Origin of the sequence: gamma proteobacterium SS-5 (genome assembly GCA_009497875.2) — a bacterium.
GTDB classification, from domain to species: domain Bacteria; phylum Pseudomonadota; class Gammaproteobacteria; order Chromatiales; family Chromatiaceae; genus Magnetovirga; species Magnetovirga frankeli.
Map to the genome: position 1 here is coordinate 2,751,109 of CP032508.2, position 14,761 is coordinate 2,765,869.

Sequence of the window (14,761 nt, forward strand, 5' to 3'; positions counted from 1 at the left end):
CAAAGCAGCGCAGAGGACGCAGAGGATGCAGAGGGTAAAAGGCTAGCGAGCGCATCGCTTCTTGAAGTGAAGCATCCTGAGATGGCTGCTCCCCTCTCCCCAACCCCTCTCCCCGAGGGGGAGAGGGGCTTTACGGCCTCATTCATCTCTGCGTGCTCTGCGCTTCTCCGCGTGCTCTGCGTCCTGAATTCAACACCACTCATGACAGCCGCACCCGCGGATCGACCAGGGTGTAGGAGATGTCCGTCAGCAGCAGGCCGAGGATGTAGAGTGCGGAGCCGAGGAAGACCATGGCGCGGACTATGGCGAAGTCCTGGGTCTGGATGGCGTCTATGGTGTAGCTGCCCAGGCCGGGGATGCCGAAGAAGGCCTCGGTGACCAGGCTGCCGATGAACAGCAGGGGGATGGCAGCCACCACCATGGTCAGGATCGGGATCATGGCGTTGCGCAGGACGTGGCCGAAGAGCACGGCGTTTTCCGACAGACCCTTGGCGCGGGCGGTGCGCACATAGTCCTTGTTGATCTCCTCGATGAACAGGGTGCGGTACATGCGGATGCCCCCGCCCAGGCCACTGATGACGCCGATGATCACCGGCAGAACGAGGAATTTCACCGCATCCAGGCCGGTGTCATAGCCGGAGATGGGCACCAGATGCCAGAGTTTGCCCACCAGCCACTGGCCGCCGATGATGTAAAACAGGCCGGAGATGGACATCATCGCCACCGCCACCACCACCGCGGAAATATCGATATAGCTGCCGCGAAACAGGACGATGAACAGGGCAATGCTGATGGTGGTCAGCAGCCCCATGATCAGCACCGGCAGGGCGATGGCCAGGCTCGGCCACATACGCTGGGAGATGTCGTAGCCGATGTCGCGACCGCTGTCAGAGCGGCCGAAATCGAAGACGAACAGTTTCAGCGACTTCTCGAAAAAGATCGTCTCGCTCAGTGTCCCCAAGCCAGCGGCCTCGCCATTGAACAGCAGGGGCTTGTCGTAACCGCGCTCGGCCTTCCAGCTCTGCACCGCTTCCGGGGTAACCCGCTTCATCCCCAGGTGCATACGCGCCATGTCCTCCGGTGTATTGACCACAAAGAACAGCCAGAAGGTAAGCAGATTCACCCCGATGAGGATAGGGATGGCGTACAGCGCCCGGCGCAGGATGTAGGCGATCATGCCGGCGGCCTCCCCTGCTCCAGGGCGCGACTGCGCTCGCGCTGGCGATGGCTGCGCACCGCCGGCAGCACCAGCAGGATCAGCAAAATCAGCGCCGCACCTAGGGGCCAGAGCACCGGCGCGTTCCATTGCTGGCGCATCTGCTGGCGCTGGGCGGCATTCACCCGCTTGTATTTCAAGGTGTTGTTGGCCATCAGGTTGGGTTTGACGTTGTAATACCAGCCATGATGCAGGGAAAAGGCCTTGGGGAAATAGCCCCAGATCCAGGGGGCGTCCTGGCGCAGGATCTCCAGCATCTGGTCGATGATCTGCTGGCGCTCGGGGCCGTTTACCCTGTTCTTCATCTGCTCGAACAATCGGTCAAATTCAGGGTTGGCGTAGTTCGATGCATTCTCGCCGCCCTGTTCCACCTTGCCCTGGGGACCGTAGAGCAGAAAGAAGAAGTTTTCCGGGTCCGGATAGTCGGCATTCCAGCCCCACCAGAACATCTGCCCCGTACCCTTGCGCATTTTCTCCTGGAAGCGATTGTAATCGGTACTGCGCAGCACCAACTGGATGCCGAGCTTGGCGAACTGCTTGCGCAGCCAGCCCAGGCGCGCCTTGGCATCGGGGCCGGAGGCGGCGACATCGAAGTAGAGCACCAGCGGCTTGCCGCTCTGCTGATCGATGCCACCGGGGTAGCCGGCCTGGGCCATCAGGCGCTCGGCCTCGGCCAGGGGTTTGCGTTGCGGCTGGCCCTCTTTGGCATCAAATACGTAGCCATTGATATCGCCATCACGATGGCCAAAGATCCCCGGCGGCAGCGGCCCCTGGGCGGTCAAACCGCGGCCGTTGGCGAAGATGGCGATGTACTCCTCATAATCCACCGCGATGGAGATGGCCCGACGCAGCAGCCGCGCCCGCTCGCTGTCACCGCCCACCACCGGGTCGAGCATGTTGAAGCCGAAATACATCACCGAGGTGGTCACCGCCGTCACCAGGCCTATGCCCTTGGCCTGCATGTCATCGGTCAGGCCGGCATCGCCCTGGCCGCTGAACTGCACCGCCTGATCAAAGCTGTCCGAGGTGATCCCCGAGGTATCGTAATAGCCCTGCAGGAACTTGTTCCAATAGGGAATATCCTCCTTCTCCAGGCTGTAAATAGCGCGCTCGATCAGCGGCAGCGGCTTGCCCGCATCCGCCAGCAGACCGGCCTCGGCATCAGCGGGATCGCCCTCGCTGGGGTAGGTCTCGCCGTGGAAATTGGGATTACGCTGCAGCACCATGCGCAGATTGGGGTTGTTCTCGGCGAGGAAGAAAGGCCCGGTGCCGATCGGGTACCAGTCCAGGCTGATGTTGCGCTCGGCCATACCCGGCTGCTGGTAGAAGCGCTCCGCCTCCCAGGGCATGGGGGCAAAAAACGGCATCGCCAGCCAATAGACAAACTGCGGATAAACGCCCTTGATACGGATGCGGTAGCTGTAGTCATCCAGCTGCTTTACCCCGCTCAGCTCAAGCTCACGCAGGTCGATGAAGCCATCGCCACGTTCCTTCTCCAGGGCGCTGAGGCGCTCGGCAAACTCGCTGAAGCCCTCGATGTAATCACCCATCAGCCCGGCGATCGGCGAATGGTTGCGGGCAAAGGCCAGGCGCTTGATCTGATAAACATAATCTGCCGCCGTCAGCTCACGACTGCCGGTCTCGGGGAAATCCTGCAGGCGGTTGATGCCGAGCAGATCGGCCTCGGTCAGCTGGTGATAGCGGTAATTGCCCTGGTCATCCTGTGCCAGGGCCGGATGGGGCTGGTAGCGGATGCCGGGCTGGATGCGGATCAGGTACTCGCTGAAGACGGCCTTACTGATGTCGGCATCCGCCGGCAGGGGCTGGCCCTGGGCATCGAGAAACACCGGCTCGGGCACGGCCTCGGCGGTCAGGGGCACCAACTGGTAGGGCCGCTTGAGAAAGTGATACTGCAGGGGCGGCTCGTAGATCTGGGCGATGAACTGGTACTCGTTGGAGCTGTAAGACCGCGCCGGGTCCAGATGCTTGGGCCGCTCGCTGAAGGAGCTGTAAAGGTAATTGGCGCCGCCATCCCCCTCGGCATAGGGGTTGTTCCAAGGCTCGCCACAGCCGGCGAGCAGCAGGGGCAACAGCAACAGAAAGGGGGCAAGCAGGCGCATGGGCGCTATTCTGGCACGAGCCTGGCAATGCGCCAAAGACCAAAGGCGGCTACAATCGCCAAAAGAAAGGACGCAGAGGGCGCAAAGGAGCGCAGAGCACGCAGAGGCTAAAATTTCACTTGACGCAGGATCGTCAAAGGCTGCATTCCCACGCCAAGCCTGGTAAGGATCCTACAAAACCAAAAAACTCCGCGTGCTCTGCGCTTCTCAGCGTCCTCTGCGTCCTGCTTTCTAAATCTAGTAAACCTCAGGCCTAACCCAACAACCATCGGAGCAATCATGGGCTTTCTGCAAGACAAAAAAATCCTTATCACCGGCGTGGCCAGCGAGCGTTCCATCGCCTCCGGCACCGCTGAGGCCATGGCCCGCGAGGGCGCTCAGCTGGCCTTTACCTACCAGAACGAGAAGCTGCAAAAGCGCGTGGAAAAGGCCGCCGCGGCCTGCGGCTCCGATATCGTCCTGCCCCTGGACGTAGCAGAGGACGCCCAGATCAGCGAGCTGTTCGCCGAGCTGGACAAGCGCTGGGGCGGCTTGGATGGCATAGTCCACTCCATGGCCTTCGCCCCGCGGGATCACCTGGAAGGCAGCTTCCTCGACAACCTCACCCGTGAGGGCTTCGCCCAGGCCCAGGACATCAGCGCCTACAGCTTCGCCGCACTGGCCAAGGCCGGTCTGCCGTTGATGGAGGGACGCAACGCCGCCCTGGTGACCATGACCTACCTGGGTGCGGTGCGCGTGGTACCCAACTACAACGTCATGGGCGTGGCCAAGGCCAGCCTGGAGGCAACGGTGCGCTACCTGGCCGACAGCCTCGGCCCCAAGGGCATCCGCGTCAACGCCGTCTCCGCTGGCCCCATCCGCACCCTGGCCGCCTCAGGGATCAAGAACTTCAAGAGCATGCTGGAAGAGGCCGAAGGCAAGACGCCGCTGCGCCGCAACGTCTCCATTGAAGAAGTGGGCAACGCCGCCGCCTTCCTCTGCTCCGACCTGGCCTCGGGCATCACCGGCGACGTGCTCTATGTGGATTCCGGCTACCACATCCTGGGGGCCTGAAGTTTTCACTCTGATCCGAAAGCAGGATGCAGCGCTTGCCGAGCACGCAGAGGGTTGATTTTTCAGCTTACCCGAGCGGCGTTACAGCTCGGCAATCTCTGCGCGTAACTACTTCAGAAGGTTAAGCCCCTTGCCGCTATGCAAATCCCCCACACCCCTTTGTAAAGGGGGAATCTGATTCCCTTTCCCTGAAGATGAGGCGGTCTCTGCGTCCTTTATTGCCCCGGCAATTCGTCGAAACCGGGTTGCGGTGGTAGAATCCGGTCGATTTTGCGTAATCCAGCGAGGGTTCTATGGCCGGCCACAGTAAATGGGCAAACATCAAACACAAGAAAGCCGCAGTCGATAGACAGCGCGGCAAGATCTGGACCAAGCTGATCCGCGAGGTCACGGTGGCGGCGCGGGAGGGCGGTGGCGACATCTCCGCCAACCCCCGGCTGCGCCTGGCGGTGGACAAGGCCTTTGGCGCCAACATGCCCAAGGACACCGTGGAGCGAGCGATCAAACGTGGCTCCGGGGCCGATGAGGCGGACAACTACGATGAAATCCGCTACGAGGGCTACGGCCCCGGCGGCGTGGCGGTGATGGTGGACTGCATGAGCGACAACCGTAACCGCACCGCCTCCGAGGTGCGCCACGCTTTCAGCAAGAGCGGCGGCAACCTGGGCACCGATGGCTCGGTGGCCTACATGTTCAAGAAGACCGGGGTGATCAGCTACGAGCCAGGCACGGACGAGGACGCGGTGATGGAGATCGCCCTGGAGGCCGGTGCCGAGGACGTGGTCAACAACGACGACGGCTCCTTCGATGTACTGGTCGATCCCGATGACTTCATGGCGGTGAAGGAGGCCCTGGAGGCCGCTGACCTGGAACCGGCCTTGTCCGAGGTGACCATGCGCCCGGACACCCTGACCGCCTTGGATGTGGAGACGGCAGAAAAGGTCATGCGCATGATCGAGCGGCTGGAAGACCTGGACGATGTGCAGGAGGTCTATACCAACGCCGACATCCCGGAAGAGGTGATGGAGGCCTTGGCTTGAAGAGCAGACCAGCCGCCAGCCTTCAGCGGCCAGCGGTCAGCTTGAGCGGGCTTTTGTCACCTTCTTATCCTTTGCGTTCTTTGCGTTGCCTTTGCGTTCTTTGCGATCCGCTTTTGTGCTTCCCGCTTCGCCGGGTTGGGTTGATGCCATGCGCCGCATTCTCGGCATAGACCCCGGCTCCCGAGTCACCGGCTTTGCCGTGATCGATAGCGATGGGCGCCGCTCCAACCATATCGACAGCGGCTGCATCCGCCTTGACACCCAGGTGGCAGTACCGCAGCGGCTGGGGGATCTGTATCAGGAGGTCGCCGCCATCGTCGAGCGGCACCGGCCCCGCGAGCTGGCCATAGAGCAGGTGTTTCTGGCCAAGAACGCCGACTCGGCGCTGAAGCTGGGGCAGGCGCGGGGCGCTGCGATTTGCGCGGCGGTGACCCGGGGGTTGGCGGTGTTTGAATACTCGGCGCGGATGGTCAAGCAGGCGGTGGTGGGCACGGGTGCGGCAGATAAAGAGCAGGTACAACACATGGTGCGACTGATCCTTAAACTGAGCCAGGCTCCGGCGGCGGATCAGGCCGATGCCCTGGCCATCGCCCTGGCCCATGCCCACAGTTTTCAGCTCAATGAGCGGCTCAATGGCCGAATCAAGGGGCAAACCCAGGCCCAGCTCCAATCCCTGGCGGTGGCCGGGCGATGATCGGACGCTTGAACGGCACGATTCTGGAGAAGCAGCCCCCTGCCCTGCTGCTGGATGTGAACGGCGTCGGCTACGAGCTGGAGGCCCCCATGTCCACCTTCTATCAGCTGCCGGCGGTGGGGGAAAAGGTCAGCCTGTTCACCCACCTGACGGTGCGCGAGGACGCCCACCTGCTCTACGGCTTCTACCGTGATGCCGACCGCCAGCTGTTCCGCGCCCTGCTCAAGGTCAGCGGCGTCGGTGCCAAGATGGCCCTGGCAATCCTCTCCAGCATGAGTAGCGGCGATTTCACCAACTGTATTCAATCCGGCGACAGCGCCGCCCTGGTGCGGGTGCCGGGCATCGGCAAGAAGACCGCCGAGCGCCTGATCATCGAGATGCGCGACCGCCTGAGCAAGCTGGGCGATACTGGCACGGTCAGCTTTGATCCCATCAACCTGGGCGCGCGGCCAGACACGCCGGTATCGGACGCCATCAGCGCCCTCACCGCCCTGGGCTACAAGCCGCAGGATGCCCAGCGCATGGTCAAGGGGGTGGAGCAGGAGGGCATGAGCAGCGAGGAGCTGATCCGCGCCGCACTCAAGGGAGCGGCCAGCTAAATGGAAGATCGCCTTATCGACGGCGAGCTGATCGCCGATGACAGCGCCATCGATCAGGTCATTCGCCCCAAGCGCCTGAGTGATTACGTCGGCCAACCGGTGGTGCGCGAACAGCTGGAGGTGTTCATCAGCGCCGCACGGGGCCGCGCCGAGGCGCTGGACCATGTACTCATCTTCGGCCCGCCGGGGCTGGGCAAGACCACCCTGTCGCACATCATCGCCAACGAGATGGGCGTCAATCTGCGCCAGACCTCAGGCCCGGTGCTGGAAAAGCCCGGCGATCTGGCCGCTCTGCTGACCAATCTGGAGGAACACGACCTGCTGTTCGTGGATGAGATCCACCGCCTCAGCCCGGTGGTGGAAGAGGTGCTCTATCCGGCGATGGAAGACTTTCAGCTGGACATCATGATCGGCGAAGGCCCGGCGGCGCGCTCCATCAAGCTGGACCTGCCGCCCTTCACCCTGGTGGGTGCCACCACCCGCGCCGGCCTGCTCACCTCACCCCTGCGTGACCGCTTCGGCATAGTCCAGAGGCTGGAGTATTACAACCACGCCGATCTGGCGCACATCGTCAGCCGTACCTCGGGAATCCTGAACATCCGCATCGACCTGGACGGGGCGATGGAGATCGCGCGCCGCTCACGCGGCACGCCGCGTATCGCCAACCGCCTGCTGCGGCGGGTGCGCGACTACGCCCAGGTCAAGGCAGAGGGCTTCATCGACGTCGATGTGGCCGATCGTGCCCTGGGCATGATCGATGTGGATCGCAGCGGCTTCGACTACATGGACCGCAAGCTGCTGGAGGCGGTGATTCACAAGTTCGACGGCGGCCCGGTGGGGGTGGACAATCTCGCCGCCGCCATCGGCGAGGAGCGCGGCACCATCGAGGACGTGCTCGAGCCCTATCTGATTCAGCAGGGCTTTCTCATGCGCACGCCCCGTGGCCGGGTGGCCACCAAGACCGCCTATGTCCACTTTGGCCTGCCCCTGCCGGAGCGGCCTCAGCCCCCCGCCCTGGACCTGTTCGGAGGCCCCGATGACTGATCTGGCGGAATTTTGCTGGCCGCTGCGGGTCTATTACGAGGACACCGATGCCGGTGGCGTGGTCTATCACAGCAACTACCTGAATTTTATGGAAAGAGCGCGCACCGAATGGCTGCGCTCCCTGGGTTTTGAGCAGCATCTGCTGCGCCAGGAGCTGGGGCTGGTATTCGCCGTCAGCTCGTTGCAGATACAATTTATCCGCCCGGCGCGGTTTGATGACGCGCTCCAGGTCGGCAGCCGTCTCGCTCAGACGGGCCGCGCCAGCCTGGTATTTGCCCAGGAGGTACGCCGGGACGCCGAGGTACTGTGCCGGGCCGAGGTACGGGTAGCCTCACTGGATGTCAACAAATTCAAGCCAGTGGCCATTCCGCAGGCAATTCTTCAGGCGATTCGCTAGGGATTGAGGTTATCCTCCCCCTTTGTAAAAGGGGGATTGAGGGGGATTCCGGTCGCTGGTGGTTACGCGGACGCTGAAGAAATCCCCCCTGCCCCCCCTTTGCAAAAGGGGGGATTTGAGTAGCCCCCTGTGTAAAAGGGGGGATTTTGAGTAGCCCGGCAGAGCCGATCTCCCACGCCAGGCCGCTGAGCAATCGGAGTTCCCGAGATGGTTCGCTTGGCTGCATCCGAGCCAGGGATCTGCAACTTTATTTAACCCGTTGCGTTCTTTGTGATCCGATTTTGGGTTCCGGCCTCGCCGGATTAGGCGTTTTTCATTTAGGCTTGAAACATGCAAACCGATCTCTCCTTTGTGCATCTGATCCTGGGCGCAAGCCCCGTGGTACAGCTGGTGATGCTGGCCCTGCTGCTGGCCTCGCTGATCTCCTGGACCATGATCTTTGACCGCAGCAAGACCCTGCGTCAGGCCAGGCGCGATGCCGATCTGTTCGAGGACCGCTTCTGGGGCGGACGCGAGCTGTCTGAGCTGTACCGCGAGGTGAGCCGCAAGGAGATCCCGGACCGGGGCCTGGCGATTATCTTCCGCGAGGGCTTTCGTGAGTTCGCCAAACAGAAGGAGCACAAGGGCATAGCCCCGATGGCGGCGGTGGAGGGGGCGCGCCGGGCCATGCTGGTGACCCTCAACCGCGAGGTGGAAAAGCTGGACACCCATCTGTCGTTCCTCGCCACGGTCGGCTCCACCAGCCCCTATGTCGGCCTGTTCGGCACCGTTTGGGGCATAATGAACTCCTTTCAGGCCCTGGGCAGCGTCAAGCAGGCCACCCTGGCGCTGGTGGCACCGGGCATAGCCGAGGCCCTGATCGCTACCGCCATCGGCCTGTTCGCCGCCATCCCGGCGGTGGTTGCCTACAACCGCTTCGCCAACGACGTCGAGCGCCTGGAAACCCACTACGAGGGCTTTGTCGATGAGTTCACCACCATACTCCAGCGCCAGGCCCATGTGGTTTGAGCGTCGGGAACTGGGGCAAGACAGCCTTTATACGCAGCTGGGCTGGACGCTGACTGCTGGCAGCTGACGGCTGAGAACCCATTTGCGTTTATTCGCGTTCATTTGCGGACCCAAAATCCAAATCAGGCCTCACCATGTCGCGTAGAAAAAACAGCCGCAAGCCCATGGCACAGATCAACGTGGTGCCCTATATCGATGTCATGCTGGTGCTGCTGGTCATCTTCATGATCACCGCGCCCCTGATTACCCAGGGGGTTTCCGTGGAGCTGCCCCAGGCCGATGCCGAGCCCATGCAGCAGGATCAACAGGAGCCGCTGATCGTCACTGTGGATCAGCAAGGCCAGCTCTATATCGACGTCGGCCAGGGCAAGCAGACCCCGATCAGCCCGGAACAGGTCCAGCTGCGGGTGGCTGCGGTGTTGCGCAATCAACCCAAGACGCCGATTCTGGTGCGCGGTGACCGCGCCGTGGACTACGGTAGCGTGGTGCAGGCCATGGTCCTGCTGCAGGCGGCCGGTGCCCCCAGCGTGGGCCTGATCACAGAGTCGCCCAACTGATGCTGGATCTGCTCAAACGCAGCCCGCGCGCCTTCGCCCTGGCGCTGCTGATGCACCTGCTGCTGATCATCTTCCTGCTGCTGGGGGTGGACTGGCTGGTCCAGCCCGAGGTCTATAGACCCCAGGTTGAGGTGGTACAGGCCAAGGTGGTGGACGAGGGGCGCATCGCCGCCGAGGCGGCCAGGCTCAGGCAGGAGCAGGAAAAACGCCAGGCCGAGGAACAGGCCGCCAGGCAAAGGGCCGAGCAGGAACTGCGTCAACTGGAGCAGAAAAAACAACGCGAACAGCAGCGCCTGCAGCAGTTGGAGCAACAACGCTTAGCCGAAGAAAAGAAACGCCAGGCCGAAGAACAACGCCAGCGGCGCGAGGCGGCCGAGGCGGCAAAAAAGGCCAAAGCCAAGGCGGAGGCCGAGCGCAAGGCCAAGGCAGAGGCGGAGCGCAAGGCTAAAGCGGAGGCCGAACGCAAGGCCAAGGCGGAGGCCGAACGCAAGGCCAAGGCGGCGCAAGAGGCCGAACGCCAGCGACGCGAGGCGGAACTGCAACAGGCCCTGGAGGCCGAGCAGCATAACCGTGCCATCAACGCCTTTGCCGCGGCGGTCAGCCAGAGCGTCACCGCCAACTGGACCCGGCCACCAGGCAGCGACCAGGGTCTCACCTGCAAGCTGCGTATCCGCCTATCCGAGCACGGTAATATACTGGCCGTAACCCTGGCGCAGGGCAGCGGCAATACCCCCTTTGACCGCTCGGCCGAGGCAGCGGTATGGAAGTCAGACCCCCTGCCCGCCCCACCGGCCGGTCTGCGCGACATCAATTTCACCTTTGACCCGGATGCCCCATGAACCTGATCAAGACACGCCTCAAGCCAATTCTGACCCTGCTCTCGCTGTTTTGCGCCCTGCCCGCCTGGAGCAATACCCTGGACATCACCATCAGCGGCGGCACCGAGGCGGCCAGCCCCATCGCCGTGGTCCCCTTCGGTTGGGCCGGATCCGGCCCCGCCCCGGACTACAACCTGGGCCAGATCATCGCCGCCGACCTGGAGCGCAGCGGCCGCTTTCGCACCCTCGACCCGCTGGACCTGATTGCCCAGCCGCAACAGCCCGAGCAGGTGGAGTTCCGTGACTGGCGCGCCCTGGGCATGGATCACCTGGTGATCGGCGAGGTGACCGGGCTGGGGCCGGAGGGCTACGCGGTCAGCATGAGCCTGTTCGATGTGTATAAATCCGAGCAGATCCTGAGCTTTCAGCTCAACTTCGGCCAGCGCAACCAGCGCGCCGCCGCCCACCACCTGGCCGATCTGATCTACGAAAAGCTCGCCGGCGAGCCCGGTGCCTTCAACACCCGCGTGGCCTACGTTACCTCCATCACCACCGCCGAGGGCCAGCGCATCGCCCTGCAGGTGGCCGACTCCGACGGCTTCAACCCGCAGACCATAGTCGCCTCCAGCGAGCCCCTGATGTCCCCGTCCTGGTCACCGGATGGCCGCCGCATCGCCTATGTCTCCTTCGAGAAGGGCGAGCCCTCCATCTATGTGCAGGAACTGGCCAACGGCCAGCGGCGCAAGGTCACCTCCTACCCCGGCATCAACGGTGCCCCCGCCTGGTCGCCGGATGGCAGCAAACTGGCCATGACCCTGTCCAAGGATGGCAACCCGGACATCTTCGTCTATGACATGGCCACAGGGGCGCTGAGCAAGCTGACCGAGCACTACGCCATAGACACCGAACCGGCCTGGTCGCCGGACGGCAGCGAACTGGTGTTCACCTCCGATCGCGGTGGCCGTCAGCAGATCTATCGGATGTCAGTCAGCGGTGGCGAACCCCGGCGCCTGACCTTCCAGGGCCAATCCAACGCCCGCGCCTCCTTCTCCCCGGACGGCACGCTGCTGGTGCTGGAGACCCAGATCGAAAACGGCTACGGCATAGGGGTGCAGGACCTGGCCAGCGGCAGCCTGCGGGTGCTTACCCGGGGCGGCTTCGACGAAAGCCCCAGCTTCGCCCCCAACGGCCGCATGATCATCTACGCCACCAAGGCCGGCAGCGGCAGCAAGGGCGAACTGGCAGCGGTATCCGTGGACGGCCGGGTACGGCAGCAACTCAAGCTACAGGCCGGCGACGTGCGTGAACCGGCCTGGTCACCCCGGGTGAAATAGGCGCGGCGGGAGGGCAGCGAGCGATGTGGGAGGGCAGCTTGCTGCGCGACCCGTACCCGCCACCCGCTGGCCGCCAGCAACCGGCAACCCGATAATTCTTTTGAAAAACAGACTGTTTTTTCGTTAAACTGGCAACCAATTTCACATAACACTCTTTCTTAAGGGGCAAGCTAGGCATGAAAATCTCACTCAAACTCCTTGGCATCGGCCTGCTGGTGCTGCTACTGGCCGGTTGCGGCTCCTGGAGCAAAAAAACCGGCGCTGCGGCCGATGGCGCGGCCGCTGCCAACGGTGCCCAGACCAGCGGCGTGGATGGCGGCGGCCTGGGCGGCAGCGGCTATGGTAGCGGCGTCGGCTCCGGTGACCCACTGTCCCAGCGCATCATCTACTTCGACTACGACAGCGCCGAGATCAAGGCCGAATACCGCAGCGTTATTGCCGCCCACGCCCAGAGCGTGCGTGGCAGCGGCAAATCCCTGGTACTTGAAGGCCACAGTGACGAGCGCGGCTCGCGGGAATACAACATCGCCCTGGGCGAGCGCCGCGCCAACACGGTCAAGCGCCTGATGGTGGCCGGTGGAGCCTCCCCCAGCCAGATCCGCACCATCAGCTACGGTGAAGAGCGCCCTGCGGTACAAAGCTCGGATGGTCAATCCATGGCGCAGAACCGCCGCGTGGAGATTGTGTACCGATGAGCAAGCAAGCCAGGATCGTCCTCGCCGGGGCGCTGCTGCTGGCCAGCGCCGACGCCCTGGCCCTGTTCGGCAACCAGGACCTGGAACGGCGCGTGGCCCAGTTGGAACAGCGCCTGGGCGGTGCCAATCAAACCGATCTGGTGATCCAGGTGGAACAACTGCGCGCCGAGGTCCAACAACTGCGCGGTGAGCTGGAGATCCAGCAACACGCCCTGGACGCCCTGCGCCGTCGTCAGCAGGACCTGTTCAGCCAGCCTGGCCAGGGTACCCCAGGGCTGGCCCCAGCCCCCGTAGAGCCCGCCCAGGACCTGACGCCCAGGGCCGCAGAAACCCCGGCCTGGGCTCCCCCCCAGCCCAGCGGCCCGGTAACCCAGGCACAGACCGCCGACCCCCACCAGGAGGCGGCCTACAAGACCGCCTTCGAGCAGCTCAAATCCGGCCAGTACAAGAAGGCCATAGAGTCCTTCCGCAGCTTCATCACCGCCTACCCCAGCGGGGCCTACGCCGACAACGCCCAGTATTGGCTGGGTGAGGCCTATTATGTACAGCGCCAGTACGACCAGGCCCAAGGCGAATTCGACAAGGTGGTGCAGCGCTACCCGCACAGCCCCAAGGTGGCCGACGCCCTGCTGAAGATGGCCTACATCGAATCCGACCGCGCCAATGGCCAGAAGGCCCAGCAACTGCTCGACCGTCTGATCGGCCAATACCCCGACAGCACCGCCGCCGGGCTGGGCAAAAAACAGCTGGAACGTCTGCGCACCCAGGGAAACTGATCCCGGCGCATGTCCCCCCGTCTGCGCATCAGCGAGATCTTCTACTCCCTGCAAGGCGAGGCCCGCAGCATGGGCCTGCCCACGGTATTCGTTCGCCTCAGCGGCTGCCCCCTGCGCTGCCACTACTGCGACACCCCCTACGCCTTCAGCGGTGGCGAAAGCCTCAGCCTGAGCGACATCCGCCAGCAAATAGCCGCCTACGACTGCCATCGCGTCACCCTCACCGGCGGCGAACCCCTGGCGCAAAAGCCCTGCATCGAACTGCTCAACGGCCTGGCCGCAGAGGGCCTTGAGGTCTCGCTGGAGACCAGCGGTGCCATCGACATCGGCGGCATAGACCCCAGGGTCTCACGGGTGCTGGACATCAAGACCCCAGGCTCCGGCGAGGTGGAAAAAAATCGCTGGAGCAACCTCGGCCTGATCAACCCCAACGACCAGATCAAATTCGTCATCTGCCATCGCCAGGACTACGACTGGGCCAAGCAACAGATCGACCAGCACCAGCTGAGCGACCGTTGCGAGCTGATCTTCTCCCCTGCCGCCGGCCACCAGGACGCCACCGAACTGGCCGACTGGATACTGGCGGATCGCCTGCCGGTGCGCTTTCAGCTGCAACTGCACAAGCTGCTCTGGGGAGGAGAACGGGCCAAATGAAGCCAAACCGCGCCGTGGTCCTGCTCTCCGGCGGGCTCGACTCCGCCACCTGCCTGGCCATGGCCAGGGCCGAAGGCTACGCCGCCCATGCCCTCAGCTTCAGCTACGGCCAGCGCCACGCGGTAGAACTCACCGCCGCCGCCGCCCTGGCCGAATCCCTGGGTGTGGAGGAGCACCGCATCCTCCACATCGACCTCGGCCTGTTCGGCGGCTCCGCCCTCACCGACAGCCGCCTGGCCATACCCGAAGACGGCCCCGGCGACCCGGAACAGATCCCCATCACCTACGTCCCGGCGCGCAACAGCATCTTCCTTAGCTTCGCCCTGGCCTACGCCGAGGTGATAGACGCCCAGGATATCTTCATCGGCGTCAATGCGGTGGACTACTCCGGCTACCCCGACTGCCGCCCAGCCTTTATCCAGGCCTTCCAGAACATGGCCAACCTCGCCACCCGCGCAGGCCTGGAAGGCGCTCGCTACCGAGTCCGCACCCCACTGCTCAACCTCAGCAAGGCCGAGATCATCCAGCAAGGCACCCGCTTGGGGGTTGACTACCGCCTCAGCGTCTCCTGCTACCAAGCAGACGCCCAAGGCCGCGCCTGCGGCCGCTGTGACTCCTGCCGCTTCCGCGCCCAAGGCTTCGCCGAGGCCAAACTGGCCGACCCAACCCGCTACGCCCCACCAAAGGGCACCAAACCCACCGCAAACCCACCCTGATTTTGACAAACCGACCAAATCCGGTAAGATGCCCGACTCT

General features: G+C 63.6%; 16 protein-coding genes. 14 read left to right on the forward strand and 2 right to left on the reverse strand.

Annotated features, from left to right (window positions below; translation table 11 throughout):
• Nucleotides 1-199 precede the first annotated feature (199 nt).
• The gene (locus tag D5125_00765) at nucleotides 200-1,177 is read right to left on the reverse strand and encodes an ABC transporter permease (GenBank protein QFY88129.1); all 978 of its coding nucleotides are present in this window, start codon (nucleotides 1,175-1,177) and stop codon (nucleotides 200-202) included.
• The gene (locus D5125_00770) at nucleotides 1,174-3,336 is read right to left on the reverse strand and encodes an ABC transporter substrate-binding protein (GenBank protein ID QFY88130.1); all 2,163 of its coding nucleotides are present in this window, start codon (nucleotides 3,334-3,336) and stop codon (nucleotides 1,174-1,176) included. The genes D5125_00765 and D5125_00770 overlap by 4 nt, the downstream gene beginning before the upstream one ends.
• Nucleotides 3,337-3,615: 279 nt before the next feature.
• Here D5125_00770 and D5125_00775 point away from each other — a divergent pair, with 279 nt between their 5' ends.
• The 14 genes from D5125_00775 (at nucleotide 3,616) to queC (ending at nucleotide 14,721) form a co-directional block, all read left to right on the forward strand.
• On the forward strand, nucleotides 3,616-4,389 hold the full coding sequence (locus D5125_00775) for an enoyl-ACP reductase (GenBank protein QFY88131.1): 774 nt from the start codon (nucleotides 3,616-3,618) through the stop codon (nucleotides 4,387-4,389).
• A gap of 293 nt (nucleotides 4,390-4,682) precedes the next feature.
• On the forward strand, nucleotides 4,683-5,429 hold the full coding sequence (locus D5125_00780) for a YebC/PmpR family DNA-binding transcriptional regulator (GenBank protein ID QFY88132.1): 747 nt from the start codon (nucleotides 4,683-4,685) through the stop codon (nucleotides 5,427-5,429).
• 148 nt (nucleotides 5,430-5,577) lie between these two features.
• Nucleotides 5,578-6,123, forward strand: coding sequence for a crossover junction endodeoxyribonuclease RuvC (gene ruvC / locus D5125_00785; protein QFY88133.1), 546 nt, complete (start codon nucleotides 5,578-5,580; stop codon nucleotides 6,121-6,123).
• Complete coding sequence (gene ruvA, locus D5125_00790; GenBank protein ID QFY88134.1) at nucleotides 6,120-6,722, forward strand: Holliday junction branch migration protein RuvA; 603 nt, start codon at nucleotides 6,120-6,122, stop codon at nucleotides 6,720-6,722. Before ruvC ends, ruvA begins: the two co-directional genes overlap by 4 nt.
• Nucleotides 6,723-7,766 carry a Holliday junction branch migration DNA helicase RuvB gene (ruvB, locus tag D5125_00795; GenBank protein ID QFY88135.1) on the forward strand — a complete coding sequence of 348 codons (1,044 nt, stop codon included), beginning with the start codon at nucleotides 6,723-6,725 and terminating at the stop codon, nucleotides 7,764-7,766.
• A complete protein-coding gene (ybgC, locus tag D5125_00800) occupies nucleotides 7,759-8,163 on the forward strand; it encodes a tol-pal system-associated acyl-CoA thioesterase (GenBank protein QFY88136.1) in 405 nt (134 codons plus the stop codon). Before ruvB ends, ybgC begins: the two co-directional genes overlap by 8 nt.
• A gap of 330 nt (nucleotides 8,164-8,493) precedes the next feature.
• Nucleotides 8,494-9,171, forward strand: a complete 678-nt coding sequence (gene tolQ / locus D5125_00805; protein QFY88137.1) for a protein TolQ — start codon at nucleotides 8,494-8,496, stop codon at nucleotides 9,169-9,171.
• Nucleotides 9,172-9,305: 134 nt separating this feature from the next.
• A complete protein-coding gene (gene tolR, locus D5125_00810) occupies nucleotides 9,306-9,728 on the forward strand; it encodes a protein TolR (GenBank protein QFY88138.2) in 423 nt (140 codons plus the stop codon).
• Nucleotides 9,728-10,567, forward strand: coding sequence for a cell envelope integrity protein TolA (gene tolA, locus D5125_00815; GenBank protein ID QFY88139.1), 840 nt, complete (start codon nucleotides 9,728-9,730; stop codon nucleotides 10,565-10,567). Before tolR ends, tolA begins: the two co-directional genes overlap by 1 nt.
• A complete protein-coding gene (tolB, locus tag D5125_00820) occupies nucleotides 10,564-11,880 on the forward strand; it encodes a Tol-Pal system beta propeller repeat protein TolB (protein QFY91019.2) in 1,317 nt (438 codons plus the stop codon). Before tolA ends, tolB begins: the two co-directional genes overlap by 4 nt.
• Before the next feature lie 176 nt (nucleotides 11,881-12,056).
• Nucleotides 12,057-12,575, forward strand: a complete 519-nt coding sequence (locus tag D5125_00825) for an OmpA family protein (GenBank protein ID QFY88140.1) — start codon at nucleotides 12,057-12,059, stop codon at nucleotides 12,573-12,575.
• A complete protein-coding gene (gene ybgF / locus D5125_00830) occupies nucleotides 12,572-13,351 on the forward strand; it encodes a tol-pal system protein YbgF (GenBank protein ID QFY88141.1) in 780 nt (259 codons plus the stop codon). Before D5125_00825 ends, ybgF begins: the two co-directional genes overlap by 4 nt.
• Nucleotides 13,352-13,360: 9 nt before the next feature.
• On the forward strand, nucleotides 13,361-14,005 hold the full coding sequence (queE, locus tag D5125_00835) for a 7-carboxy-7-deazaguanine synthase QueE (GenBank protein ID QFY88142.1): 645 nt from the start codon (nucleotides 13,361-13,363) through the stop codon (nucleotides 14,003-14,005).
• Nucleotides 14,002-14,721: a 7-cyano-7-deazaguanine synthase QueC gene (gene queC / locus D5125_00840; protein QFY88143.1), complete on the forward strand. Its 720-nt coding sequence runs from the start codon at nucleotides 14,002-14,004 to the stop codon at nucleotides 14,719-14,721. The genes queE and queC overlap by 4 nt, the downstream gene beginning before the upstream one ends.
• Nucleotides 14,722-14,761: the final 40 nt, after the last annotated feature.